Origin of the sequence: Buttiauxella sp. 3AFRM03 (assembly GCF_003675305.1) — a bacterium.
Classification (GTDB): Bacteria; Pseudomonadota; Gammaproteobacteria; order Enterobacterales; family Enterobacteriaceae; genus Buttiauxella; species Buttiauxella ferragutiae.
On the sequence record NZ_CP033076.1, the window covers coordinates 1,032,080 to 1,056,785 of the forward strand.

Here is a 24,706-nt window from a genome sequence, read left to right on the forward strand (position 1 = left end):
CTAAGAAATCAAAACTGTTGGGCAGCCAACAACGATAGTGCCGCCGTGAGCCGTGCTGTCTCCCATCCGTGCGGCTGGCTTGCCACCAATCAGCACTTTGGTGCTGCCTTTAACCACTGAATCAGGAGGCCCGGCGCACACCGCCATTGAACCGACTGTTGCGGCAGGAACCCCGCCAATCAGCACCGTCGGAGAGCCCGGCGTGGTGATTGGCCCACCGACGTGGGGGATGGGCGGCAAACCGGGGGTGACCATCGGGCAAACGTGCATGTCACCGACTCGTGCAGCGGGCTGGCCCATTAATGACCCCCTTGCACGGTGTGCCATTGGGCAAGCAGGTTTTGTGCACCGATAAGCGGGGCGTTATCTGCCGCCAGCAGGACACTCAACTGTTTCAGCGCGCAGTGCAGCATCAACGGGGCTAAATGTGCTTCGGGATAAACAGCCTCAAATTCGTCGGGTGTCATGCTGCCCTGCATCCAGAACAGCGCCAGCCCTGCCGCACCGACTGGGGTATCAAAACCGAGGTTTTCCGCCTGCAGGAAAATATCCCGACGCAGCCCTTCATCGTGGGTTTTCAGCCACTGATTGATGTCGGCCACACACTGGAGAGCCGGTGGATTTAATGGCAACTGTGTGACTTGTTGCACCACCCAGCCGAGCACTTTTTCTGGCGTTTTATCAAGTACCAGGCTGGCAAGCGCATCTTCCCATTGGCCGGAAACCATCAGATTGAGTGCATTTTCATAGCCACTGTCAGCACTGCGATAACCGGCAAAAGCTTCTGGAGTCATTAATTTTTCTTTCATCATCATCGCCTTAACCAATCATGGTCACGCCACCCTTAATTTGCGTCATACCGCTGCCTTTAACTGTCACCATCGCGCCTTTCAGCTCTGCGGTTCCGCTGCCTTCAACCTTGATAGTGGTCGCGCTCAATGTGATGCCAGAAGGGGTGATAGATATCTTGCTGCTGCCCACTTTAAGTTCGATGCTTTGCGTCGATTCAATCACGCAGGCTTTATCGGCTTTCACCTTGCTGCCACCGCCGCTGATATCCATCTGATGTTCGCCACCACTGAGGCTGGCTTTTAAATTACCTTTGATATCAAGCGCGTAATCGCCACTTTTCAGCGTGGTATTGTGGTTGCCTTTTTCCAGCGTCAACGCACGATCGCCCTGTTTCAGGGTTAACGTTTCATTGCCTTTGGTAATTTCAGTTGCACGGCCTTCGCCGATGGTTTCGGTGACTTGTTTGGTGATTTCAGTGATGACGTTATTTTTCACCGTCAACAGCAGATCTTTTTGTGAGGTAATCACCAGGCGTTCTTCGCCTTTTTTATCGTCGAATCGCAGTTGATGGCTCTCTTCAACGCTGCCATCAAGCGAACTACGGGAAACGAATCCGCTGTGATTTTTTTCATCCGGCAGCGTCAGTGGCGGTTTGTTTTGCCCGTTAAATACCGTGCCGGTAACCAGCGGATAATCCGGGTTGCCATGAACAAAACTAACGATCACCTCGCTGTTAACCCGCGGCAGGAACATCGCGCCAAAACGGCCACCCGCCCAGGGTTGCGACACGCGAACCCAGCATGAACTACCGTCGTCTTTTTTGTTTTCGTTATCCCAGGGGAACTGGATTTTGATACGCCCGTATTCATCGGTATGAATTTCTTCCGATTTAGGGCCAACCACCGTGGCGGTCAAAATACCGGGAATATAAGGTTGAGGCGTGGTGTGCTCAGGCCTCCATGACACGCTGTCTTTCAGCAAATGAATCTGACAATGGAAATCCGGGGTGCTGTCATCAATACTGCTGCTTACCCGCAGATGAACCGATTTAATGCGGTAGTCGCCGTGGCATGACGGATGGTCAGTCAGAGTGAATTTTTCACCACAGTGCACCCAGAAAGCTGAAGTCTCTGCCAGATATTGCTGACTGTCGGCTTCCAGTTGCTCCATCTTAAGCCTGGCCTGCGCCTCAAGCAGAGAGCGGTTGTCGTGACCGTTGGCATCAACGTAACTGACCCCCTGAACCGCGTAATCCTGGTCGGCCACCTTCGACTCCCCTTCAATACTGGCTGCCTGCTCCATGTTGAAGCCTTTTAACAGCACGGAAGAAGCAGCGAGTGATGAGTGCGCCGACCAGCTTAAAATGCCGTTCCCCTCCCCCAAATCCGTCTGCGGCATAAAAGGCAGTTGCGCCGGTGCCGTGGAATGGTGGCAGGATGGATGGTCAGCCAGCACTAGTTGGTGCTGCCCCGCGGTATGGCTGAAGAAGTAGTAAATCCCCTCTTGTTCCAGCAAGCGGCTGATGAAGTCAAAATCTGACTCGCGGTATTGAATGCAATATTCACGAGGTTTATAGGTTGCACGCAGGCGTAACTCGATCTGGTTGATATTCTGCTGGCGCAACAGCTGGCACACTAAATCAGGCACCGTAATATTCTGGAACACTGCCAGATTACGACCCAGACGCAAGAAAGCCATACGTGGCTCGAGGCGGCCAACAAACGTGCTGATACCATCGGTATTATTCATTTCCACAATATGGGTGATGACGCCATGCACATAACGCTTGCGGCTATTGCGCCCAATCTCACAGGCGACTTCTTTACCGAGGAAACGCCCCATCTGCGCACTGCTTAATTCCGTACGAAACTGGATTTGGTAGCGGAAAGTGGATGAGAGTTGTTCCTCACCTTCAATGCTCATTAATGTCAGTGAATTAGCCGCATCCCCAACAAAGCGGATGAATCTATTGTTCTGCCCTAATACATTTGGCATGTCTTATTTTCCTTCCCGATAGACGGGTAATCGAATGGTGTGCTGGCCCGCTTCAGAGGCGCGCCCAAGACAAATATCCAGGCCAATTTGCCCCGTCCCCAGTTCAGTCATGCCGTTTGAGGTATTTTGGATGAGGATGTCGATATCAAAATCCAGCCCTGCGCCTACATAGTCGCGAATATGAGTCCACAGATTTTTGTAATGTCTGCCTTTTGACAGGAACAGACCGACATCCCGCAACGGCACAGGCCCAAGAGAGACGGTAAAATGCGATTGCCGATCCCAGTAGACACGCCCCAGCATCGGTGCTGAACCCAACGTTTGCGACGGTTGCCCAAGGCAGCAGCACAACGCCGGTTCCATCGATCGCCATTCCGCGGTAAACGGGGTAATTTTTGCCGGCACGGAGAAGCTATGTTTTAGCCACGTTTCTAAATTGAGCATCGAGCGAACCGAATGGGCGAACAAATCGGCATAGCGTAGTTGCTGAAAAGAAGATGGGCTTTGCATCACTCCCGCCAGCGCCTGAACCGCGTCGCTTAAAGGCAGCGTCGCCGAGAATTCGGCCATCGCGTAGTAGTGGTACTTTTGCCAGGCGAGGTAACGCAGGGTGTGCAGGCGGTGGTTAAAAATATCGAGAAACGCTTTAGCGGTTTTATCGCCATAGCGGTAATGTCGTTCAATCAACCATTCGGTGTAAACCGTCGGCAATGCGCCGAGCGCCCCGGTTAACCCAAAAGCCGCGACCTCCACCTGCCACTGATTTTTAGCTAATTGTTTAATCTCGCCGATTTCGCCTGACGGTGTATCAAGCGAAAGTGGGGAAATAAAACGCAGGTTATTTTCCAGTGCTTGCTTGCTTTCAAGCCCCTGTTTTTTCGTCAGATGGCGCAGCATGATGCGCACCTGCTGGAAAAAATTATGCGGGCTAAAACAGATATTCAGAGCCATGACAAGCGACCCGCACGAATCGGCCAGACACGCTGAGACTCCTCTTTGGATTCAATGGCCGTGACCACACGCGTAAAGCTGTTAACCGGTGCATACAACGCCAAAAAACAATCGATAAAGCGGCAAAACAGGAAGTATTCCGCTTCGGTGCTGGCTTCGCTGGCAAACGTAATGCGTATCTCAATACCGCGTGAAAGGGATTGCGGATCCTGCGGGACTAACCTTGCGACGACAGGGGCAGACTCAACGCGCAACAGCAGATTGATCAGACGGGCGATCCCTGGATTATCAACAAAGTTATATAACGCCAGCGTCTCTTTGAGCACGCGTACCCCTTCCGGCCCGCCGATCAGCATATGATTGAGCGAAAGTTGCGAGATTAAACGCCAGCGTGCAGCCTGTTTTAACGGCGGCCTGACCGGAATAGTCGGGCGCGTTAATGCGGTGATTTTCATCCCGGCAATCGGCAATTCCGACTCAAAATCGCCGTCTGGATCGCCGTTACGCATCGTCGAAGGAAGTTCACGATTCGTGCAGGTGAGATTCAGGCTGACGACGTCACTTCCTGGCGTCAAAGGCTGCTCACTGCGGTCGGAAAATGCGATAAACAACGCCGGGACACTTCCCTCGCAGCTGTCAGTTTCGCGGTGCATGCATTGCCAAAAAAGTCCGGGTTCACCATCTTGTGCAGAATGGTCTAAACCAAATAATGGATAAATGGGGCGGGAAAGCGTTTCATTACCTTGTTTACGCATCGCCGAAACGCTATCCACTGACCAGATTTCCATGGCGTTCTGATGGCGAATATCAGGGATCACCAGATACTCCGCAATTTCATGGTCTGGCGTGATGGGTTCAGCGCGATGCTCAAACAAATTAATCGCTGGCGTACAGTTCAACAAAAATAAATTCTCGTTGACCATGGCCGCCATTTTTTCCAGCTGATTGGCAATCGTGCAGCGGTTGAAGGCTATTTTCAGGGTAAATTCACTTTTGCTGCCCGCGACAAAACCGTCAGGTAACGGAATATCAATAAAATGAAATTTCTGAGGAAAGAAGAAATAATCCTGCAACAGGCTATGTGTCGGTGAAATTCTCGAGTCACCCGCGAGCAGATTTTGATTCTCACCAAAACCGATACCACAAATATGCTGGGCAGAAAGCTCATAGCGCTGTTCATCCTGCTGCAAATGAATCGACAGCACTTCACTGCATAACAGCGTGTAGAGAATGTTAACGATATTGTTAGCGCCACTCAGATGGACACGCAGAGAATTCGCGCTTAATGTCGCACCTGGCCAGGTTGTCAGTTTTATATTGAGGTTCCAGCATAACGTTACCTCATCGAGATTCAGATGAGCTTTTGTCAAACTAACCGGTTGAATCATCACTGGATAAACGGTGCGAAAACGACAACTTTGATTCTCACCATGACGAGAGAATAAATACGTTTTGGCCTCGATTAAGTTGCCAGAAGTCAGCGCACTGACTTTGACGTCAGGAGACATTTGTACGATACACACTGAGGGAAACGGCCTCAGCAATTGCGGAGCCAACACATTAAGCAACGCGTGGGTCACTTCAGGCATATCTTCATCAAGACGCTGCTGGATTTGCGCAGTCACCAGCGCGAAAGATTCGATTAATCTTTCGATGTGCGGATCTTCCGACATTCCTTCAGAAATACCTAAACGGCGAGCAACTTTAGGGAAATGACGAGCAAAAGCTTTTCCCTGGATTTTAAGGTAGCCAAGTTCTTTTTGATAATATGAAATGAGTTTATTAGCTAACATGATTAATGCTCTTTAATCCCGAAGGAAAAACTGATTCAACACGTCGTCCCACATGAGGTGATAACGGACATTACCTAAAAAACCTTCTGCTTCAATAACAAAGGAGTTGATATGTTTCTGCGTTTCACCAGGATAAACATTAATACTTTTAAGCCTTGGTTCAAATCGTTGTAATGCGAGTGTAATTCGCGCCTGCATAATAGATATTTTCTCAAGGCGTGAGGTATCGCTGGTGAACACATCACTGACCCCATAATTAATGATTGACTCATTAATTAATCGAATGTTCTCAACATGGTAATTCAGAGGGCGTGAAGACAAAAGAAGCAGTATTTCAGAAACTAATACATCGCTTTTGTCTTCACCCTCCGCATCGTCATATTGATCATTCGGATTATCATCCGCCAGGCGCTGTAGTAAAGAGTTCATATTTTCATCTCAGTAAAACAGTGTGCTTTGCACACTGTTTAATTTATTACAGCTTGGTATTTTCAGTGATATTCCAACCCACTGGACCATATTTCTTGGTTTTACCACCAGGATCGACCATCTGAGTTTCAAATTTAAAGCTGCTAAATACGAAGCTCAGAGTTTCTTGTGGAATATCCCCTGCACTCTGCGCACCGATACTATGACTGGTCAGAATGCAGTTTTCATAGGTCCAGCGAACCATTTCATTATCTTTGTCGTCAGTTTTAACGTTCATCGCAACAATGATTTTTTTAATATTGGTGCCCTGGGCAACCATATTAACCAAATCAGTTGAAGTTGCATCTAGCTCTTTAGAGAAAGAAACAGAATCAAAATTAACGCCATCGCTATTCAACTGACCTGAACCATTGCTAATTTTAGCTGTACTATAAACACCATTATTAACATGACCGATTGAAATCCAACCGTCATATTTTTTATCACTCACACAACCTTTAACACCGTCAATTTGCATGAATAGATTATCAGCACTTGCCATTGATATATTTCCTTTTAACTAATGATTATGCACCTGTAGATGCAGGGAGTTCTGCTACCAGACGCAGTGACATACTGAGTCCTTCCAGCTGAAAATGGGGTTTAAGATAAACCACCGCGCGGTAACTTCCTGGGCTACCAGGAACATCAACGACCTCTACTGTTGCCTCACGCAATGGATGGCTGGCTTTAATATGAGCACCAACATTATCGGAACCGACAACATATTGGTTAATCCATGTTTGCAGGAAATCCTGGCATTCGGATTTGGACATAAAGCTACCCACTTTATCGCGCACAATAGATTTCATATAATGTGCAAAACGCGATGTCGTCATAATATATTGCAGCTGACTTGAAAGTTTGGCATTGGCATTAGCCAATTCAGAATCATATTTACGGGGTTTATTGACTGATTGCACCGCAAAGAATGCGGCGTAATCGGTACCCTTACAATGAACTAATGGAATAAAGCCAAGGTCGGCGAGTTCTTTCTCACGGCGATCGGAAATAGCCACTTCTGTTGGGCACTGCATCACTTTTTCACCGGTTTGTGAAACAAAGCTATGTGTTGCCAGGGATTTCACCAGCCCACCGCCTTCTACACCACGAATTGCTGCGCACCAGCCATGTTCTTCAAAGGCTTCCACCATACGACCGGCTAACTCATAAGCGGCATTGATCCACAAATAGCTGGAGCCATCATTATTTTCGATAACTTTTTCTTCGAAATTAAACATCTCTACCGGAACTGTTTTCGCCCCATAAGGCAAACGACCGATAACACGCGGAAGTGTCAATCCAACATAGCGGGAATCATCGCTCTGGCGGAAGGACTTCCAGCGAGCATAATCTGAGGTATCAAACAATTTGCCGAGATCGCGTGGACGAGGCATCTCGGAGAAACTGCCCATTGAGAACATTCCCGGGTTAGCGGCCGTCAGGAAAGGTGCATGTGCAGCGGCTGCAACATGAGAAATCTGCTCCAGTAACAGAATATCTTCTGGCATTGCCTCAAATTCAAAATCACCGACAAATGCAGAATACGGTTCACCACCGAAGGTGCCATATTCGCTTTCGTAGATACTTTTAAATAATGACGACTGATCAAAATCTGAAGCTGATTTGAAATCACGTAACAGCTCTTTTTTAGTACAGTTGAAAACACGCACTTTGGTGTTTTCAGTCACGCTACTTTGTACCAGTTTGTGTAGACCACGCCAGGAAGACTCCATTTTCTGGAATTCTGGAGCCTGAATAATATTACTGACCTGCGCGGAAAGCAGTGCATCTATTGCGGCAATACGCATTTCAATGCTGCCGACTAAATCGCTGGAAATAACAACAGCACCAGAGGCAACTTCTGACAATAAGTTGTCCATCTGAACCTTAACTTTATTACGATCTGACTCACGGCGAATCGCCTGAGTATTATCAATAATTTGATCGAGGAAATCGCTTGTTTGTGCAACTTCTGCGGCATTGATGACTTGAATATCACTCATTCTGCCTCTCCTTCGTCAGAAGTTACTGCACCAGAAGCCGTATTTTGCTGCTGTATTAATTCAAGCAATTGCTCTTTCAGGCGATCATTACTGGCAGTACGGTTGCGCAAGTCACTTAATTGCTCACGCATTTCCAAAAGCTTACGTAACGGCTCTACCTGCATTGCGATATTTTCAGGAGAAAAATCATCAATAGAATTAAATTTAAGCGAAACCGCCAGTTGACCTTCTTTTTGAGGTAAAGCACTTTCAATTAACATGTCAACAGAGGGGTTCATCCCTTCCATAACATCATTAAAATTATCTTTATCGATATGAGTGAAGCGGCGTTCACGTAACGGTGCTTCGTCACTGGCAAAACTACCGACAACACCGATGACTAGAGGCAATTCTTTTTGGATTTGTGCACCACCTACTTCCACATCATAGGTTATTTGCACGCGTGGGGGGCGAGACTTACTTAATTTATGTTGAGTGTTACTCATGTGGTTAATTTACCGTTTGATATTAGTGCAGCAACTAGTAATCCACATACTAAGCGAGATAAACACAACACATCTACTTAATGAGTTATTAACTGTTTATAAAAATCACCTTCATTTCATACATCACCAAATGCCCCCTTACCATCAACACTCCTGCACTTATATTTACTAAGCAGGCAATCCTTGAACAGAAATTAAAAACAGCTTAACTATTTATTAAGCCAGCATTCATTCATGACAAATAATTAATGTCATTGATTAATATCTCCTGATTCAAGTTGTTGGTGCGCCTTAGTACTGGCGCACCAACAGAATACGGGTTTATAGATTTCTCAACATAGATGTGGGTATCGCTGACGCTAATCCACCCGACAACGGCTGATTATTTATCCTGACCAGTAACGGCAAGCTTTATGACTGGCTCAAGCAGTTTAGCGACCGCCGCAAAAGCAGGCACCACCACTGAATTACCAAACTGCCGATAGGCCTGAGTATCAGATACTGGAATACGGAACTTACTCCCCTGCACTGCCTCAAAACCCATTAAGCGCGCGCATTCACGCGGTGTTAAACGGCGTGGGCGACATTGCTGATTTTCCGCATTATCAAAATCTGCCTCTCCCAGCGATTTATCCCAACCACGATCCACGAGGATTTCTGCCCCGTCTTTGTAATAACGCGCGGATAACGTACGTGCCACGCTCACTGGGTTATTAGGATCAACCAGACCGTAGCCAAAACCATTACCCTTCGCCTGGTGTTTTTTCGCGTAATTATAGAGGTACTTCCAGAGTGTTGGCGTGAGAATATATTTCGCATCCACCGTCGGTTCCAGCAATTCACCAAACGTCGGGCGGCGTTGCGGATAACATTCGCTGAGTTTGCGCAGTGTAAAATCTTTATGCACATTGAGATCACGACGGAAACCGACCAGCACAATACGTTCGCGATGTTGAGGAAGAAAGTTTTTACCATCGATAATTTTAGGGTCACCCGCCCCCATGATTGCGGCATCAGAGACTTCATAACCCAGGCTATCCAGTGTTTCCATGATGACGCGGAAGGTGTTGCCTTTATCGTGACTTTTTAGATTTTTCACGTTTTCCAGCACAAAGATAGCTGGGCGTTTCGCGTCAATAATGCGTGCGACATCGAAAAACAGTGTGCCCTGAGTTTCACAGGCAAAGCCATGAGCACGGCCTAAAGCATTTTTCTTCGACACGCCTGCCAGGGAAAAGGGCTGGCATGGAAAACCGGCCAACAGTACGTCGTGATCCGGCATGATAGCCTGAATATGTGCAGTGGCCTGTTCATCGCTGACGTCAACACGGTGGCTGAGAGTAACATCGCGGATATCCTGATTGAACTGATGATTTTCAGGGCAACAGTACCAATTGGCTTTATAAGTGCGCACCGCGTATTTATTCCACTCGCTGGTAAAAACGCATTGCCCGCCAATGGCTTCAAACCCGCTACGAATGCCGCCAATACCGGCAAATAAATCGACGAATTTAAAGGCGTATTTCCCGTGGTGTGCAGGTAACTGCGGCAACATATTTTGCAGCATGGCGCTTTCTGCTGGTGTCAGCGTGCGAGGCGAAGATTTACGGTTATACCAGCGGTTTAGCGATTCACGTGTCCAGTCGCCGCTGACCTGGCGCAAATGATGGGCCACTGTTTTCTGGTCATAGATTTCCAGAATTCGGCTCACTAGCGCAAAGTCTTCTTCTAGTTGCTGTTGTTGCAGGCGTTGGGATTGTTGTGAGAGTTGCTCGGCAATGGCGTCGAAGTCGTTCATCATGAACCAGTTTAGGGAAAATAGAGTGCAACTCTATCACTGATTTGACCCAGAGAAAAACAGAACAGCCCGCAACCAATGCGGGCATCATTTTAGTTTTAGAACGAAATTTATGAGGACTGTTTGGGGGAGGCGAATTGCTCGACAACACCACGATCGATACCGCAATAATCGCCCTTCAGTTCTGCACACAGCTTGGCCATGTAGTTAACCAAAAAATCAGCATTGAGCCAGGCCAGTTTACGCCCTGCCTCAGTTTGCATGGATTCAGGGAGCTTCAGCAGTTTTTTCTGGAAATGGTCAAGTGCATATGTGGAGTCATCCAACTCACGCCCACACGCTAACGGATCTTCGCTATCAAACAATGGTCGCCCCAGCGAACCTGAAATATAAAACACTCTCGCCAGGCCAATTGCACCAAGTGATTCCAGGCGATCTGCATCCTGCACAATTTTCGCTTCAAGAGTTTGCGGCGCAATTTGAGCACTGAAACTGTGAGCACGCACCGCATGAGCAATCGCATCGTATAACGTGCGAGGGAAATCGGGAAAATGAGCGTCAAGAATACGTAATGTTTCTTGTGCCGCCTGTGTAGAAGCGAGATGCCGTTCGGGATGGTTCTTTGGCAAATTGACGATGTCATGGAAATAACAGGCGGTGAGTACCACCAGCCAGTCGGCTTCGGTTGTTTCCATGATCTGTTGCGCGGTTTTCCATACGCGTCTGAAGTGGGCCACATCGTGGGCTTTATCGTCCTGCAACCAGTTATGGTGCAAGTACTCTTCGAAACGCTCTTGCCAGTGGGCTATTGGCATACGTGCTCCTTACTTCACAGCGGGATCCGGTACTTAATATGAGTACAAGATCACAAAATTAGCAAGTATCACCGTGACAACAACCCACTTTGGCACGATTTATTCACCTGGCCCGCGTGTACCAGGCGAGCCCACCTAATAATGCGGCTACCGCTCCCAGAACCAGCAACCCCATTAATGCCCCGAGCAGTTTTCCAGCCATCGAACCCATGTCCCCGCTGGTGACATTGCTCACCACCCAGAAGTAACGCAGAACTGCCCAAACCATGTACAGGCAAAATCCATAAAACAACCATAATGCCAATTTCCCACCTGGTGTGCGGGCGGGTTTCGCGTCCATAACGTCTGACATAACTCTCTCAACTGTTTAGTTTGTGTAATGCGATGGATACCCATCCGCTGCATGTGATTTTTATCACATTTATGCCGTTTTATGACAGCCTAAAACCTCTCTATTTAATCCGGAAGATTCTCAAATTGGCAATATATCAGGCCACCCCTCATAATTTTAACAATAAAATTACATTTGTGTATTTATCAACCATTCCCACGTTATTTATTTTATACACCCTTAATATAAAATTTAGTGATAATTAAATACAAAAATAAAAAAACTTATTTTCTAAATGCCAATTCTATCACTCACAAAGACTCATCGATAAAAATGCATTGTGTTTTGATATAAAAAATAGCAAACACATACTCACAATGCATTGGAAATATCCTAAAAATTAATAATTTACTTATTTTTCAATAATATAACTTAAGAATACACTGAAATATTTAGTCAAATTTCAACCAATACAGTTACATGTTTATTTATAAATAAACTGAACTAAGTGTAATAAGATTGCTGTGGATGTTGAGGACGAAATATAAGTAATCATTCATAATAATTATGACTTAAAGGAATATATAAATGAAAAGAACAGCATTGGCATTAGTGATCCCTGCTTTATTGGCAATGGGTTCTGCGCACGCTGCGGAAGTTTATAATAAAGACGGTAATAAACTGGACCTGTACGGCAAAGTTGATGCTCGTCATGTGTTCTCTGATGATTCAGGTCAGGATGGCGATGACACTTATATTCGCCTGGGCTTTAAAGGTGAAACTCAGATTACTTCCGAACTGACAGGTTATGGTCAGTGGGAATATAACATTCAGGCAGACAGCACTGAAGGCGATAGCCAATCATGGACTCGTCTGGGCTTCGCTGGCCTGAAATTTGGTGACTACGGTTCATTCGATTATGGCCGTAACTACGGCGTAGTTTACGACATTGAAGCCTGGACCGATATGCTGCCAGTGTTCGGTGGCGACTCTTACACCTATAGCGATAACTTCATGACTGGCCGTGGCAATGGCATGGCGACTTACCGCAACACCGATTTCTTCGGTCAGGTTGAAGGCCTGAACTTTGCTCTGCAATATCAGGGCGCGAATGAAGGATCTAACGGAGCCTTTGATCAGGAAGGCACTAACAACGGTCACAATGACATCAATTCACAAAATGGTGATGGCTGGGGCTTGTCCACCACATATGATTTCGGCATGGGCTTCAGCGCAGGTGCAGCATACGCCTCATCTGACCGTACCAACGAACAGCAAACCGGCTCAACTGCTGGCGGTGAAGATGCAGATGTCTGGACTGTTGGCCTGAAATACGACGCCAACAATATCTATCTGGCCACCATGTATTCGGAAACCCGCAACATGACGCCGTTTGGTGATGTTGATGGGTTTATCGCCAACAAAACTCAAAACTTTGAAGTCACTGCACAATATCAGTTCGACTTCGGTCTGCGTCCAGAAATATCTTACCTGCAATCTAAAGGTAAAGACCTGGCACAAGACTACGCACCAAACAGCGACTGGAACGACAAAGACCTGGTTAAATACGTTTCTGTTGGCGCGAACTACTACTTCAACAAAAACTTCTCCACCTACGTTGATTACAAAATCAACCTGCTGGATGGCGATGACGATTTCTACGCTGCAACAGGCATCTCTACCGATGACGTTGTGGGTGTAGGCATGGTTTACCAGTTCTAATCTGATCTAACCCGTTATTGCTTTACCTCAAGGCTCGCGCAAGCGGGCCTTGCTCTTTTAATTCCCCCGCCTCGCACTCATTTCAATTAGCTACACTTCTACTGAAATTATTGATATATGAAATAATTTCTACCTCACCGCACAAGCTGTGACACTCGTCGTTGAATGGTGAACGGGTAAATGTTTGAATAATGTCACAGAGAATACACATACTCGTCTTCTCGCCAGCGCTGTTCAGATCGCTGGTCTGGTATTACAGTCACGGTATAGTAGTTTTCCGTTCAAGAGATGACTTTGCGAGCGAGTAACATGATTAAGTGGCCCTGGAAAGCAAGTGATTCATCTGCTGTCGCAGCACTGCCGTGGGAGCAGGCTTTATCTATTCCTGTTCTGGCGACACTCACGCCAGCTGAGCAAGAAAAGTTGACCCGTCTTGCGGATCGTTTTTTACAGCAAAAACGCCTGGTACCTTTGCAAGGTTTTGAACTTGATGAGCTAAAAAGTGCGCGTATTGCATTACTGTTCTGTTTGCCCATTCTGGAGCTGGGCATTGAATGGCTTGATGGTTTTCATGAGGTGCTTATCTACCCTGCCCCGTTTGTTGTAGACGACGAGTGGCAAGATGATATTGGCCTTGTGCATCATCAGCGCGTCGTACAGTCCGGGCAAAGTTGGCAGCAAGGCCCTATTGTCCTTAACTGGCTCGATGTGCAGGACTCTTTTGATGCCTCTGGTTTTAATCTGGTGGTCCATGAAGTGGCCCATAAACTGGATATGCGCAACGGCGACCGTGCCAGTGGAATTCCACTGATTGCCCTGCGCGATGTCGCAGGCTGGGAACATGACCTCCATGCGGCAATGAGCAACATTCAGGATGAAATCGACATGGTCGGTGAAAACGCCGCCAGCATTGATGCCTATGCCGCTTCGGAACCGGCAGAATGTTTTGCGGTGCTTTCAGAGTATTTCTTCAGTGCACCCGAGCTTTTCGCTCCTCGTTTCCCCTCACTTTATCAACGGTTTTGCCAGTTTTATTGCCAAAATCCATTGTTACGCTTGCGTGAGAGTGAAAACAGCCCGACATCTCACGGAAACACGGTGCATTAATTCAACAAGTTGAGCTTAATTTAATCATCTGAATCAAGGTGTTATTTTTGTTATTGACTCTTTTTGAACGTGACGTTACTATTTGCCTCGTTCAAACGATTCCTCTGTAGTTCAGTCGGTAGAACGGCGGACTGTTAATCCGTATGTCACTGGTTCGAGTCCAGTCAGAGGAGCCAAATTTAAGAAGCCTGCTTAGGAAACTAAGCAGGCTTTTTGCTTTTGTGACTTATTACTTTGAGAATCGCCCCCCTCTCCTGTAAGCCCTGCCACATCTGCCTGTGTGACACATCTAACCCTTCCAGTTAAAGTTGTGTAAATGTCGATATTCCACCCTCGCTCGCGATTGCAAACAATAGTGATTATCATTTATCTTGCGCCAGCCCGCAGGGATGCCTCTGCGCACTGAACCCCATTAGTTCAAATCACTCAGGGATACACAACGATGAATGAGTTTGTTCTGCCTCGCACTGGACTGCGCCGTATCACGCTTGCATCCGCACTGGTTTTCTCCGTCAGCCTGCCGGTTTTTGCACAAGACTCACTGACTCTCTACACCACCCGCGAACCGGGTCTGATTCAGCCATTGCTGGATAGCTGGACACAATCCAGCGGCGTGAAAGTCAACACGGTGTATATCAAAGACGGCATGCTTGAGCGCGTCAAAGCGGAAGGTAAAAATTCACCTGCCGACCTGCTGATGACCGTCGATGCAGGTAATCTCATTGATTTAGTTGAAGCAGGTGTGACACAGCCTGTGGATTCTGCGATGCTCAAAACCGCGATCCCAGCCAACCTGCGTGGTGAAGATAACCAGTGGTTCGCGCTATCAATGCGCGCACGCGTACTCTATGCAGACAAATCCCTGCCGATTGATAACTGGCATTACGAACAACTTTCCAGCCCGGAATACAAAGGCAAAGTGTGTATTCGTTCCGGACAACATCCGTATAACACCGCGCTGATCGCGGCGATGATTGCTCACCACGGTGAAGCGAAAACCGAAGAATGGTTGCGTGGCGTGAAAGCGAACCTGGCACGTAAAGCCACCGGTGGCGACCGCGATGTTGCCCGTGACATCCTCGGCGGCATTTGCGATATCGGCCTGGCGAACTCCTACTACATTGGCCATATGAAAAACGCCAAAGAAGGCAGCGATGCGCGTAAATGGGGCGATGCGATTAAAGTCGTGAAACCAACCTTCGAACAAGGCGGCACCCACGTCAACATCAGCGGTGCTGCGGTTGCCCGCTTTGCACCGAACAAAGCTGAAGCCGTGAAATTGATGGAATACCTGGTCTCCGCACCCGCCCAGCAGCTTTACGCCCAAGCCAACTTTGAATATCCGGTACTGAAAGGCGTCCAGCTTGATCCGGTAATTAGTGCGACTATCGGTGAAATTGACGTCGATAAAGTCCCGTTAACTGAAATTGTTAAATACCGTAAACAAGCGAGCCTGTTGGTAGATAAAGTTGGATTCGATCAATAAATCACTTCGTCTTCCGACGTTGCGCGGCCTGGTTTCCGGGCCGCAGTCATTATTAACACCGCTCCATCTTGCTGCGTTGTGTGTCGCATTAGGCGTGCTAATGCCTGTCGTTGCGCTTATCTGGCAGGCGACGCAGGCTGATTTTTCGCACTGGGATAATCTGGTCACATTTGTCCTGCCTTCGGTGCTAAAAAATACCGTTTTGCTGCTGGCAGGCGTGGCCGTGATAGTCGGCGTGATTGGTGTTGGCAGCGCCTGGGCGGTGACCGCCTGGGATTTCCCCGGGCGTAAAATTCTCAGTTGGGCGCTGTTACTTCCGTTGGCTATGCCGACCTACATCGTGGCCTTCGCCTGGCTCGATCTGCTGCACCCTATCGGCCCGCTGCAAACTTTCATCCGCTTCTTACTGGGCTTCGACAGCCCGCGCCAGTTCCGGCTTCCCGACTTACGCTCATTGCCTGGTGCGATTATTCTGCTGGGTCTGGTGCTCTATCCTTACGTTTACCTGACGACCCGCGCTATGTTTATCAGCCAGCCAGCACATTTGCTGGAAGCGGCACGTACACTGGGTTGCAGCGCTGCGGGGACCTTCTTTCGTGTCGCGTTGCCGATGGCTCGCCCGGCGCTGGCAGTGGGTATCAGCCTGGCGCTTCTGGAAACGCTCAATGATATTGGGGCGTCGGAATTTCTCGGCGTACAAACCTTAACCGTCACGGTTTACACCACCTGGATTTCACGGTCTGATTTGGCTGCCGCCGCGCAAATCGCCTGCATGATGTTGATGTTTATTTTCTGCATCCTGACGCTGGAATTTTATGGCCGTAAAAAGCAGGGGTTCAGCAGCCGTAGCCTGCGTGAGATTCAACCAACAGCAATACGCGGCTGGTGTGGTTGGCTGCTTGCCAGCGTTATCGCTCTGCCGGTCATTCTGGGCTTTGTCGCGCCCGTGATATTTCTGGCCTGGGAGAGCATGAAACGTTTTGGCGAAGAAAACCCACTCTCACCGGCGTTGCTTTCGGCATTGCAAAATACCTTGTTACTGGCGGCGGGAACCACACTAGTGGTGGTTTGTGTCAGTTTGCTGGTGGCGTGGAGTGCACGCCACAGTGCCGCAGACAACGCGCTGCCAGGTTTTCGCCGTGGCGTGATGCGCCTTGCGTCATTAGGCTATGCGGTGCCAGGTACGATTCTGGCAATTGGTTTTCTCACACCCGCCATGGCCGTAGACCGCTGGCTGGCAGATTTGCTGGAGGTGCGTGGCTTGCCGCTGATGTCTGCCGGGGTCTTGCTGGTTATCTGCTGCGCCATGCGTTTTCAGGCCATTGCCATTGGTGCGCTGGATTCCGGCCTGAGCCGCATTCCGCCCTCACTGGAACAAGCCTCCCGTTTGCTTGGCGAAAATGGTGCAGGGACGTTTGCGCGGATTCATCTCCCGTTGCTGCGCCCGGCACTAGTCAGCAGTGCGTTACTGGTCTTCGCCGATGCCATGAAAGAGCTGCCGACGACCCTACTTTTGCGCCCGGTGAATTTCGAAACGCTGGCGACACTGCTTTACGCTGAAGCCGCGCGCGGAACCTATGAAGAAGGCGCCATCGCTGCGTTGATGATTGTTCTCGCAGGCACGCTACCGGTTATTTTGCTGGTTCGTCACCAGATGACTCGCACAGGTTAAAGGAAATATTTATGTCAGAAATTGCGTTACGCCTTCAGGATGTGCGTGTGGCTTACGGCAACAGTCAGCAGCCGGTGCTGAAAGGGTTTTCGATGTCAGTACGCAAAGGCGAGCTGGCATGTTTGTTGGGGGCATCTGGCTGCGGGAAAACGACGGTATTGCGTGCAGTGGCAGGTTTTGAACGGCTGCAAAGTGGTGAGATTTATGTATCGCAACAGCGTGTTGCCGCAGCGGGTGTTCATCTGCCACCAGAAAAACGCAAGGTCGGGATGGTATTTCAGGAGTACGCGTTATTCCCGCATCTGACTGCCCAACAAAACGTGGCCTTTGGCCTGCGCCGCCTGCCGCGCGAGGAGCAACAAGCCCGCGTGACTCAACTGCTCAAAATGGTGGAACTGCATAGCCATGCCAGCCGTTATCCGCATGAACTCTCTGGCGGGCAACAACAGCGCATCGCTTTAGCGCGTGCGCTGGCGCCGAATCCTGAAATCCTGTTGCTGGATGAACCATTTTCCAGTCTGGATAAACAAACACGTGAACGGCTTGGGCGCGAGGTACGCGATATCTTACGCGAGGCCGGGCAAACAGCGTTGTTAGTGACGCACAGCGAGCACGAAGCGCAACTGATGGCTGACCATATCGGTTATGTGCAACAAGGTGAGTTTCGGGCGGGAGAAAAAACGGTGAGGGTCGAAAGCGTTTAACGCTAATCGCCCTCACGGGAGTTACGCTTCTACGGCATTCAAACGCACTAGCTGCAAAGGCTCAGCCAGCAACTCATCCATCTGCTGCACAAACGCCTGGAAATGCGGTAGCGCGATGTGTGCATCCAGCGCTTCCTGCCCTTTCCAGGATTCACGCATGTAAAACACATCTGGCGTATCTTCAAGCTGGAACAAGGCGTAATCCAGGCAGCCTTCTTCCTTGCGAGTCGGTGAAATCAGCGCCTGCAACGCAGATTTTAATTGCTCGCGTTGCCCGGCTTTCGCTTTCAGCACCGCAATAATCGACAGCGTATTATCAGCCACGTTTAGCACTCCGTTAAAATTTCGCTGAATTCGAGACGCGATTTTGGCAATGCGGCGTTGAAGTCTTCCACGCTGCGATAACCAATCGGCACGATAACCAGGCTGGTGAAACCTTTTTCACGCAGGCCAAATTCTTCGTCCAGAATGCGCGCGTCAAAACCTTCGATTGGCACCGCGTCGATATTCAGCGTGGAAACACCCAGCAAGAAGTTACCGACGTTGAGATAAACCTGCTTTTCCATCCAGTGCTGCGCATCTTTATAATCAAAGCGATGCATATTCACAAAATAGGAACGCCCTTTGTGCTGCCCCTCCATCGCCTGCTGGCTGGCAAAACGGCCATCGGCATTTTCCTGGTCCAACAGTTTAGAAAGATGCGTTTCATCAATCGCCGTTTTCGCGCAGAACACCACCACATGTGAAGCATCAAGTACTTTGCGCTCGTTGAACACATAGAAACCAGACGTTGCTTTGGCAATACGCGCTTTGGCTTCAGGTGTGCTGGCCAGAATAAAATGCCACGGCTGCGAGTTGGTGCTGGACGGGCTGAGGCGCAGCAAATCCTTCACTTTTTCGATGTTTTCAGCGGTGATTTTTTTGCTCGGATCAAACGCTTTAGTTGAGTAACGTGAAGCTGCTGATTGAATGATATCCATGATGTTTTCTCTATGATTTTTATGTAATTAGAAGCCTTCAAGCACGATTTTACCGACCGCTCGATTGCTTTCAATCAATTCATGGGCACGACGTAAGTTTGCCGCGTTAATCGTTCCGAAATGTTCGCCCAGCGTGGTTTGCAGCACGCGCTGGTCAATTAAATCGGCCACACGAGTTAACAGGCGGTGTTGCTCAATCATGTCGCGGGTTTCAAACATCGAACGGGTGAACATAAATTCCCAGTGCAGAGAAATGCTTTTCACCTTCAACGGACGCGCATCCAGCGTTTCCGGGTCGTCAATCAACGCCAGTTTTCCTTGCGGTGCCAGCACTTCAATCAGTTGGCTGTAGTGTTGTTCGGTTTGGTTAAGGCTGGCAACGTGAGTCACCTGCTTCACGCCAATCCGCGTCAGCTCTTCCGCCAGCGGCTTGCTGTGGTCGATAACATGATGCGCCCCTAAATCTGTCACCCATTTTTGGCTTTGCGGGCGTGAGGCGGTGCCGATAACCGTAATGTTGGTCAGCTTGCGCGCTAACTGAGTGAGGATAGAACCCACGCCACCCGCCGCGCCGACAATCAGCAGCACATCGTTTTCATTGCCCTTTTCTTTCACACCCAGGCGGTCAAACAACAGTTCCCAGGCAGTGATCGCGGTTAAAGGCAATGCAGCAGCAGAGGCGTTATCAATCGTTTTGGGTTTCAGAGCCACGATGCGCTCATCCACCAACTGGAATTCGCTATTGCTGCCAGGGCGCGTCAACGAACCGGCGTACCACACTTCATCGCCAGGCTTAAACAAGCTAACCGCTTCGCCCGTTGCCACCACTACCCCGACGGCATCCCAACCCAATACCCGTGGCTGGTCGGCTTTAAAACCGGCGCGAACTTTGGTATCTACCGGGTTCACCGAAATCGCTTTCACCTCGACCAGCAAATCATGGCCTGACGCGACCGGCGTCGGTACAGTTATCTCGTTCAGAAAGTCCAGATTGCTGCCATCCTGTGCGGCTTGGGTTATCGCGATTGCTTTCATGGGTGCTCCAGAGATTAAAGGGTTCATCGTGTGAATGAACTCATGGTACAAGGTGTGCTGCTGGCGAAAAACAGCCGTTAGAAAACAACACTTATACTCGGAGAGTTAAAATGCTCAGGTTGGAAGACCTCACTTTGTTTGTCAGGGCCGCCGCCTTAAACAGTTTTAGCGACACCGCGCGTGAAGCCGGCTTGCAGCCAGCACAGGTTAGCACCGCGATTAAACGCCTTGAACAAACGCTGAATATCCGCCTGTTTGCCCGTTCTACTCGCAGCCTGCGGTTAACGCCCGAAGGCGAAACCTGGCTGCCGTATGCCATTACCGCGCTGCAAACCCTGGAAACCGGATTTGAACAAATCCAGCCTGCGAGCGATGAAGTACGCGGCGTGTTGCAAATTGCGGTGCCGTCCGATCTCGGGCGTAATATGCTGCTGGGCGTATTTCAGGCATTTCGCCGTGAGCATCCGGCACTGCATCTGAAAATTCTGTTTTCCGACCAACTGACTGACGTATTTAAAGATCCAGTGGATGTCGCGTTTCGTTACGGCAATAACGACGATGCCTCATATGTGGCGCTGCCACTGGCACCGGATAACCATCGCGTGGTGGTGGCATCTCCGTCGTATCTTGAACGTTGTGGCGAGCCGAAAACCATCAGCGAACTGGTGCAGCATGAAGCCCTGACCTATGCGATTCGCGGGCGGGTTTATGACAAATGGACATTAAACCTGGATGGCGATGCGCATCATGTGGCGGTTAAAAGCGCGATGATCAGCGATGATGCCGAAGTGATACGCCGTTTAGCGGTTGCGGGGGAAGGGATTGCTTATAAATCATGGCTGGATGTCAGCGAAGATGTCAACGCAGGCCGTTTGAAGATTATTCTGCCGCAGTATCAGGGCGATAGTGTGCCGCTGAATTTGATTTGCCCGCATCGTAAACAGCTTTCAACCACAGTGCGGTTGTTACATCAGGCGGTGAAACAGCGTTGCGACGAGTTACAGATTTCGTCGCGAAAAGTGTAACTCGTCGGGTGGATAAGCGCTGTGTATGACCGGCCACATAGGTAACACATTCTGCCTAATCTATCCGGATGATACTTTGCTTACGTCTGTCGTAGTAAGCAAGGTCCATCTGGTTAAATATTATCGCTTCAAGCCCGTCGCTACGCTCTTCCAGCATCACATATTCCCCTCTCAGCGCCTGATTCAGGAACACTCGTTTCCCGATGTGTATCACCCCTTTGGGACCCACTCGGTACACTCTTGCCCCTTCCGGATAGCTCACCTCCGGTATTTTCCCGTCCCATCGCCTCGGCGACGGTACCCAGATACCGCCCGGCGTCAGGCCGCCCAGCGCTTCGTGCGGCCGCTCCTGATTAAACTCCCGGCGATAACTGTCGAACCAGGCCTGTTGTGCTTCGAGCGAAGCCCTCCGGTTACCGAAGCTCAGGCTGTGTTTCAGGGAGCGGTGCATGCGCTCATGGCGACCGTTCTCTTCAGGATGACCCTTACGGATGCGTTCCGGCCGGATACCGAGCTTAATCAGCCAGACTGCGAGGCGACTCAGCCCAGCGATACCGGTGCCGGCAAAAGGCTGACCGTTATCGGTTTTCAGTACCTCCGGCAGGCCGTATTCAAGGAACGCCCGCTCCAGGCAGCCCCGGACAAAGGACTCGCTTTCCCGGAACGTTCCCTCGCAGGACAGCAGATACCGGCTGTGGTTATCGGTCAGGGTGAAGGGGTGACAGTACTGCTGGCTTAGCAGGCGGAACTTGCCCTTGAAGTCGGCACTCCAGACCTGATTGACCTCGCTGATGGTCGTCAGTGGCTGCCGGTTTCCGGGTGTACGGCGACGATGAGTGCGGGGGATGACAAGCCCCTCACGCTTCAGGGTATCGCCGATAGTGCTGGCGGCTGGCACATCAAACGGCACCTGGTGATTAATCAGCCAGGCGCGGACTTTTTTAGGTCCCCAGTCGGGGTGTTTTACGCGAACATCGATAAGCTGCTGAATAATCTCAGGCGGCAGGCGTTCAGGATGTGTGAGCCGGGTACGGGGCTGGTCAAAAAGAGAGGCCGGGTCATCAGGGTTAAAGCGCTGCAGCCATTTATAGCCAGTTTTGCGGCTGATGCCGAAGCGGCGGCACAGAGTGGAGAAAGGCTCCGTGCCAGTCTGGCTGGCACGGATGAAATCAAGACGTTGCATGGGTCGGGTCTCAGTCCAGGGCATAGTGAGTCTCCTCTGCTATACCGTTTATAACTGTTACCCATGTGTCCGGTCTAAAGTGTTACCCATGTGCCCGGTTTGTACCCTAACGCTTACCCACCCTACAAAACACATTTATCACCCTTTGTCAGCAATCTGAGGCCCTGTTTTCCAACAGGGCCTTTTTTTTAGATTCGGAGTTAATGCTCAGAGGGCAGCGTCTTATTTATAAATAACCGCGGTACCGTGCAAAGTGTTTGGACCGGTGACTGAAGTAATACGGTATGAGCTTGCACCCATTTGATCTGCTTTTTCTGCCAGTTGATCTTCCAGAGAACCCAGGTTTGTCCCCCCAGTTGCCGTGATGGTACCGACTTTCTGTTGGCCATTTGGTGTTGCCTGAACTTCAACAGCGGCAAAGCTTGCGAAAGAGATTGAACTAAGAACCACAGCAGCGATGAGAGTTTTAACGTTTTTCATGATTTTTTACCTTGAGCAGATGATTTGTAAGGTCGTTAAGTTATTTACTTAACGATCGATAGGTAAATCATAAACGTGATCTTCATCACACGTCAAATTATTTTTATAACGCTCGTTAATTATTTTATAAACATACTATTTTTCATTACGATAGGATTAATTTATTTTTATCCTAAATGCCTATAGCTACTGAGTGTTATTATTTTTATAATGATCGTTCATTAAACAGACAAAGGTTAAACGGCACATATGTCATCTGATATAAGTTGCATCAAAAAAAGCCGTGGCCGTCCGAAGGTGTTTGACAGGGAAGCAGCACTCGACAAGGCCATGGCTTTGTTCTGGCAACACGGCTACGAAGCCACTTCTATGGCGCATTTAGTGGAAGCTACCGGCGCGAAAGCCCCGACGCTGTACGCCGAATTCACCAATAAAGAGGGGTTATTTCGCGCCGTGCTGGATCGTTATATCGCCCGTTTTGCGCAAAAACACGAAGCGTGTTTATTCTGCGAAGAACGCAGTCTCGAAGAGGCTCTGGAAGATTATCTGTCTCATGTTGCGAAGCTTTTCACCGACAAAGACACACCTGCGGGCTGCTTTATCATCTGTACTTCATCAGTGCTGGCGACCTCTTCGGATGATATTTCAGCCGTGATCAAAGCCCGCCATGCCATGCAGGAAGAAACGCTGATACGTTTTCTGAGCAAACGCCAGGCAAGAGGCGAGATTCCGTCTGAAAGCTGTGTCCGAAAACTGGCGAAGTATCTGTGTTGTATCGTTCAGGGGATGTCAGTCAGTGCGCGTGAAAATGCCAGTTATGAAGAGCTGTTGCAGATAGTGAATACCACGATGCGGCTGCTGCCAGAATTGAAGAAAGTTTAAACTGCGCTAAGGCGGATAACGCAAACTTATCCGCCTTAGCTAAAACACTGCTTTACCGTTGCCGCCCTTTACTCCAGTAAGCCATAAAGTTGATAGCATCATGGTTCACGCCACATTCTCCTATCAAATATCGCCGCAGCATTTTCACCACCGTCGACTCTGCCGCAACCCAGCCATAAAACGTATTGCTGGCGGTCGTGGCTTTATCCCACAGTAATTCACCTTCGGCTTCCTCATTGACCGTTTCAGCAACGCCCGCCGTTTTAGGCAGTTGTGCGTCGGTTCTGACTGCTTTTAGCAAGCACTCCCCGTGTCTCGCGTTAGAGGTTTTACGCGGCAACCAGTGAATGCTGGCAAAGCTATATGCGCTTAAATCCACACAATCGCCCTGCTCTGGCACCTCGAAAAATGCCTGTATTTGTGGTGGATTTGGCTGCGTCGCCAGCAGTTCAAGAATGCCTCGTGCCGCAGGCAATGCGGTTTCATCGGCAATAATCAGTGCCTGACGCAGGCCCTCAGGCGGCGTCCATTCATATCCACCACTGTCACCAGAATAAGCAGCATTCGGGGCGACAATTTGTATTTTGTCGCCAGCTTCAGCGGCAATCGCCCACGCAGAAGCCGGGCCTTCGGTACCATGGCTGACGAATTCAACCGTCACTTCCTGGCGCGCAGCATCGACGTGGCGCAAGGTATAAGTGCGCACAATAGGCCGCTTCTCTTTGGGCAATTCTTGCAGTAGCTGATACCACTGTGCTTGCTCTGGCAACGTTGGGATTGAACCGTCCTCTGACGGAAAAAGCATTTTGATGCGCTGATCGGGTGCATCACATTTCATGTTTGCAATGTCCGGACCGCCAAACACCAGGCTCAACAACGAAGGTGAAACTTGTGATTTATGCACTAGCTGCACATTAAACAATCGATAGCCTTGCCCCCCTGCCATTTCGACTCCTCTGCCGTCTCCGGCTACATCCACAAAAAGTAAACCACAGA

25 protein-coding genes and 1 tRNA gene are annotated in these 24,706 nt (G+C 49.4%); 8 read left to right on the forward strand and 18 right to left on the reverse strand.

Annotated features, from left to right (window positions below):
• From D8682_RS06335 to drpB, 12 genes are all read right to left on the reverse strand, one after another.
• Nucleotides 1–300, reverse strand: coding sequence for a PAAR domain-containing protein (locus D8682_RS06335; RefSeq protein ID WP_121813838.1), 300 nt, complete (start codon nt 298–300; stop codon nt 1–3).
• A complete protein-coding gene (locus D8682_RS06340) occupies nt 300–809 on the reverse strand; it encodes a hypothetical protein (protein ID WP_121813839.1) in 510 nt (169 codons plus the stop codon). Before D8682_RS06340 ends, D8682_RS06335 begins: the two co-directional genes overlap by 1 nt.
• 10 nt (nt 810–819) lie before the next feature.
• Nucleotides 820–2,787 (reverse strand): type VI secretion system Vgr family protein, encoded by a 1,968-nt coding sequence (locus tag D8682_RS06345; protein ID WP_064545463.1) that lies wholly within the window; start codon nt 2,785–2,787, stop codon nt 820–822.
• A gap of 3 nt (nt 2,788–2,790) precedes the next feature.
• Entirely contained in the window at nt 2,791–3,738 is a 948-nt protein-coding gene (tssG, locus tag D8682_RS06350) for a type VI secretion system baseplate subunit TssG (RefSeq protein ID WP_121813840.1), read from the reverse strand.
• Nucleotides 3,729–5,531: a type VI secretion system baseplate subunit TssF gene (gene tssF, locus D8682_RS06355; protein WP_121813841.1), complete on the reverse strand. Its 1,803-nt coding sequence runs from the start codon at nt 5,529–5,531 to the stop codon at nt 3,729–3,731. Before tssF ends, tssG begins: the two co-directional genes overlap by 10 nt.
• A 12-nt stretch (nt 5,532–5,543) precedes the next feature.
• Complete coding sequence (locus D8682_RS06360; protein ID WP_121813842.1) at nt 5,544–5,960, reverse strand: hypothetical protein; 417 nt, start codon at nt 5,958–5,960, stop codon at nt 5,544–5,546.
• 46 nt (nt 5,961–6,006) lie between these two features.
• Entirely contained in the window at nt 6,007–6,501 is a 495-nt protein-coding gene (locus tag D8682_RS06365; protein ID WP_064545455.1) for a type VI secretion system tube protein Hcp, read from the reverse strand.
• A gap of 25 nt (nt 6,502–6,526) precedes the next feature.
• Nucleotides 6,527–8,005 (reverse strand): type VI secretion system contractile sheath large subunit, encoded by a 1,479-nt coding sequence (gene tssC / locus D8682_RS06370; protein WP_121813843.1) that lies wholly within the window; start codon nt 8,003–8,005, stop codon nt 6,527–6,529.
• Nucleotides 8,002–8,490, reverse strand: coding sequence for a type VI secretion system contractile sheath small subunit (tssB, locus tag D8682_RS06375; protein WP_121813844.1), 489 nt, complete (start codon nt 8,488–8,490; stop codon nt 8,002–8,004). Before tssB ends, tssC begins: the two co-directional genes overlap by 4 nt.
• Nucleotides 8,491–8,872: 382 nt before the next feature.
• Nucleotides 8,873–10,288 carry a DNA cytosine methyltransferase gene (locus D8682_RS06380; RefSeq protein WP_121813845.1) on the reverse strand — a complete coding sequence of 472 codons (1,416 nt, stop codon included), beginning with the start codon at nt 10,286–10,288 and terminating at the stop codon, nt 8,873–8,875.
• 110 nt (nt 10,289–10,398) lie between these two features.
• Nucleotides 10,399–11,103, reverse strand: coding sequence for a phosphohydrolase (locus D8682_RS06385; protein ID WP_121813846.1), 705 nt, complete (start codon nt 11,101–11,103; stop codon nt 10,399–10,401).
• Nucleotides 11,104–11,206: 103 nt separating this feature from the next.
• Nucleotides 11,207–11,443 carry a cell division protein DrpB gene (drpB, locus tag D8682_RS06390; protein ID WP_064545583.1) on the reverse strand — a complete coding sequence of 79 codons (237 nt, stop codon included), beginning with the start codon at nt 11,441–11,443 and terminating at the stop codon, nt 11,207–11,209.
• Between the two features lie 579 nt (nt 11,444–12,022).
• On the opposite strand from drpB, the gene ompC reads away from it, so the two are divergent.
• The 6 genes from ompC (at nt 12,023) to D8682_RS06420 (ending at nt 18,125) form a co-directional block, all read left to right on the forward strand.
• Nucleotides 12,023–13,156 carry a porin OmpC gene (ompC, locus tag D8682_RS06395; protein WP_121813847.1) on the forward strand — a complete coding sequence of 378 codons (1,134 nt, stop codon included), beginning with the start codon at nt 12,023–12,025 and terminating at the stop codon, nt 13,154–13,156.
• Nucleotides 13,157–13,465: 309 nt separating this feature from the next.
• The gene (mtfA, locus tag D8682_RS06400; protein WP_121813848.1) at nt 13,466–14,263 is read left to right on the forward strand and encodes a DgsA anti-repressor MtfA; all 798 of its coding nucleotides are present in this window, start codon (nt 13,466–13,468) and stop codon (nt 14,261–14,263) included.
• A gap of 100 nt (nt 14,264–14,363) precedes the next feature.
• Nucleotides 14,364–14,439, forward strand: a tRNA-Asn gene (locus tag D8682_RS06405).
• A gap of 266 nt (nt 14,440–14,705) precedes the next feature.
• The gene (locus D8682_RS06410; protein ID WP_064545440.1) at nt 14,706–15,749 is read left to right on the forward strand and encodes an extracellular solute-binding protein; all 1,044 of its coding nucleotides are present in this window, start codon (nt 14,706–14,708) and stop codon (nt 15,747–15,749) included.
• Nucleotides 15,733–17,421, forward strand: a complete 1,689-nt coding sequence (locus D8682_RS06415) for an iron ABC transporter permease (protein ID WP_121813849.1) — start codon at nt 15,733–15,735, stop codon at nt 17,419–17,421. Before D8682_RS06410 ends, D8682_RS06415 begins: the two co-directional genes overlap by 17 nt.
• Nucleotides 17,422–17,432: 11 nt before the next feature.
• On the forward strand, nt 17,433–18,125 hold the full coding sequence (locus D8682_RS06420; RefSeq protein WP_064545436.1) for an ABC transporter ATP-binding protein: 693 nt from the start codon (nt 17,433–17,435) through the stop codon (nt 18,123–18,125).
• A 21-nt stretch (nt 18,126–18,146) separates the two neighbouring features.
• On the opposite strand, the gene D8682_RS06425 is transcribed toward D8682_RS06420, so the two are convergent.
• From D8682_RS06425 to D8682_RS06435, 3 genes are read right to left on the reverse strand one after another with little or no spacing between them, the layout of a single operon-like run.
• Complete coding sequence (locus D8682_RS06425) at nt 18,147–18,449, reverse strand: putative quinol monooxygenase (protein ID WP_121813850.1); 303 nt, start codon at nt 18,447–18,449, stop codon at nt 18,147–18,149.
• A 2-nt stretch (nt 18,450–18,451) separates the two neighbouring features.
• Entirely contained in the window at nt 18,452–19,105 is a 654-nt protein-coding gene (gene nfsB / locus D8682_RS06430) for an oxygen-insensitive NAD(P)H nitroreductase (RefSeq protein ID WP_064545432.1), read from the reverse strand.
• A 27-nt stretch (nt 19,106–19,132) separates the two neighbouring features.
• Entirely contained in the window at nt 19,133–20,140 is a 1,008-nt protein-coding gene (locus D8682_RS06435; RefSeq protein ID WP_064545431.1) for a zinc-binding alcohol dehydrogenase family protein, read from the reverse strand.
• Between the two features lie 110 nt (nt 20,141–20,250).
• Here D8682_RS06435 and D8682_RS06440 point away from each other — a divergent pair, with 110 nt between their 5' ends.
• A complete protein-coding gene (locus tag D8682_RS06440) occupies nt 20,251–21,165 on the forward strand; it encodes a LysR family transcriptional regulator (protein WP_121813851.1) in 915 nt (304 codons plus the stop codon).
• A gap of 55 nt (nt 21,166–21,220) precedes the next feature.
• Here the strand turns inward: D8682_RS06440 and D8682_RS06445 are convergent, their stop codons facing one another.
• Both D8682_RS06445 and bhsA read right to left on the reverse strand, forming a co-directional pair.
• The gene (locus D8682_RS06445; RefSeq protein WP_121813852.1) at nt 21,221–22,372 is read right to left on the reverse strand and encodes an integrase core domain-containing protein; all 1,152 of its coding nucleotides are present in this window, start codon (nt 22,370–22,372) and stop codon (nt 21,221–21,223) included.
• 198 nt (nt 22,373–22,570) lie between these two features.
• On the reverse strand, nt 22,571–22,828 hold the full coding sequence (gene bhsA, locus D8682_RS06450; RefSeq protein ID WP_064547777.1) for a multiple stress resistance protein BhsA: 258 nt from the start codon (nt 22,826–22,828) through the stop codon (nt 22,571–22,573).
• Between the two features lie 249 nt (nt 22,829–23,077).
• Here bhsA and D8682_RS06455 point away from each other — a divergent pair, with 249 nt between their 5' ends.
• On the forward strand, nt 23,078–23,710 hold the full coding sequence (locus D8682_RS06455; protein ID WP_121813853.1) for a TetR/AcrR family transcriptional regulator: 633 nt from the start codon (nt 23,078–23,080) through the stop codon (nt 23,708–23,710).
• Between the two features lie 52 nt (nt 23,711–23,762).
• Here the strand turns inward: D8682_RS06455 and D8682_RS06460 are convergent, their stop codons facing one another.
• The gene (locus D8682_RS06460; protein WP_121813854.1) at nt 23,763–24,656 is read right to left on the reverse strand and encodes a siderophore-interacting protein; all 894 of its coding nucleotides are present in this window, start codon (nt 24,654–24,656) and stop codon (nt 23,763–23,765) included.
• Between the last annotated feature and the right edge of the window lie 50 nt (nt 24,657–24,706).

Coding starts and splice junctions, on each gene's coding strand:
- D8682_RS06335 (WP_121813838.1), bottom strand. CDS start 300: ATGGGCCAGCCCGCTGCACGAGTCGGTGACATGCACGTTTGCCCGATG.
- D8682_RS06340 (WP_121813839.1), bottom strand. CDS start 809: ATGAAAGAAAAATTAATGACTCCAGAAGCTTTTGCCGGTTATCGCAGT.
- D8682_RS06345 (WP_064545463.1), bottom strand. CDS start 2,787: ATGCCAAATGTATTAGGGCAGAACAATAGATTCATCCGCTTTGTTGGG.
- tssG (WP_121813840.1), bottom strand. CDS start 3,738: ATGGCTCTGAATATCTGTTTTAGCCCGCATAATTTTTTCCAGCAGGTG.
- tssF (WP_121813841.1), bottom strand. CDS start 5,531: ATGTTAGCTAATAAACTCATTTCATATTATCAAAAAGAACTTGGCTAC.
- D8682_RS06360 (WP_121813842.1), bottom strand. CDS start 5,960: ATGAACTCTTTACTACAGCGCCTGGCGGATGATAATCCGAATGATCAA.
- D8682_RS06365 (WP_064545455.1), bottom strand. CDS start 6,501: ATGGCAAGTGCTGATAATCTATTCATGCAAATTGACGGTGTTAAAGGT.
- tssC (WP_121813843.1), bottom strand. CDS start 8,005: ATGAGTGATATTCAAGTCATCAATGCCGCAGAAGTTGCACAAACAAGC.
- tssB (WP_121813844.1), bottom strand. CDS start 8,490: ATGAGTAACACTCAACATAAATTAAGTAAGTCTCGCCCCCCACGCGTG.
- D8682_RS06380 (WP_121813845.1), bottom strand. CDS start 10,288: ATGAACGACTTCGACGCCATTGCCGAGCAACTCTCACAACAATCCCAA.
- D8682_RS06385 (WP_121813846.1), bottom strand. CDS start 11,103: ATGCCAATAGCCCACTGGCAAGAGCGTTTCGAAGAGTACTTGCACCAT.
- drpB (WP_064545583.1), bottom strand. CDS start 11,443: ATGGACGCGAAACCCGCCCGCACACCAGGTGGGAAATTGGCATTATGG.
- ompC (WP_121813847.1), top strand. CDS start 12,023: ATGAAAAGAACAGCATTGGCATTAGTGATCCCTGCTTTATTGGCAATG.
- mtfA (WP_121813848.1), top strand. CDS start 13,466: ATGATTAAGTGGCCCTGGAAAGCAAGTGATTCATCTGCTGTCGCAGCA.
- D8682_RS06410 (WP_064545440.1), top strand. CDS start 14,706: ATGAATGAGTTTGTTCTGCCTCGCACTGGACTGCGCCGTATCACGCTT.
- D8682_RS06420 (WP_064545436.1), top strand. CDS start 17,433: ATGTCAGAAATTGCGTTACGCCTTCAGGATGTGCGTGTGGCTTACGGC.
- nfsB (WP_064545432.1), bottom strand. CDS start 19,105: ATGGATATCATTCAATCAGCAGCTTCACGTTACTCAACTAAAGCGTTT.
- D8682_RS06435 (WP_064545431.1), bottom strand. CDS start 20,140: ATGAAAGCAATCGCGATAACCCAAGCCGCACAGGATGGCAGCAATCTG.
- D8682_RS06440 (WP_121813851.1), top strand. CDS start 20,251: ATGCTCAGGTTGGAAGACCTCACTTTGTTTGTCAGGGCCGCCGCCTTA.
- D8682_RS06445 (WP_121813852.1), bottom strand. CDS start 22,372: ATGCCCTGGACTGAGACCCGACCCATGCAACGTCTTGATTTCATCCGT.
- bhsA (WP_064547777.1), bottom strand. CDS start 22,828: ATGAAAAACGTTAAAACTCTCATCGCTGCTGTGGTTCTTAGTTCAATC.
- D8682_RS06455 (WP_121813853.1), top strand. CDS start 23,078: ATGTCATCTGATATAAGTTGCATCAAAAAAAGCCGTGGCCGTCCGAAG.
- D8682_RS06460 (WP_121813854.1), bottom strand. CDS start 24,656: ATGGCAGGGGGGCAAGGCTATCGATTGTTTAATGTGCAGCTAGTGCAT.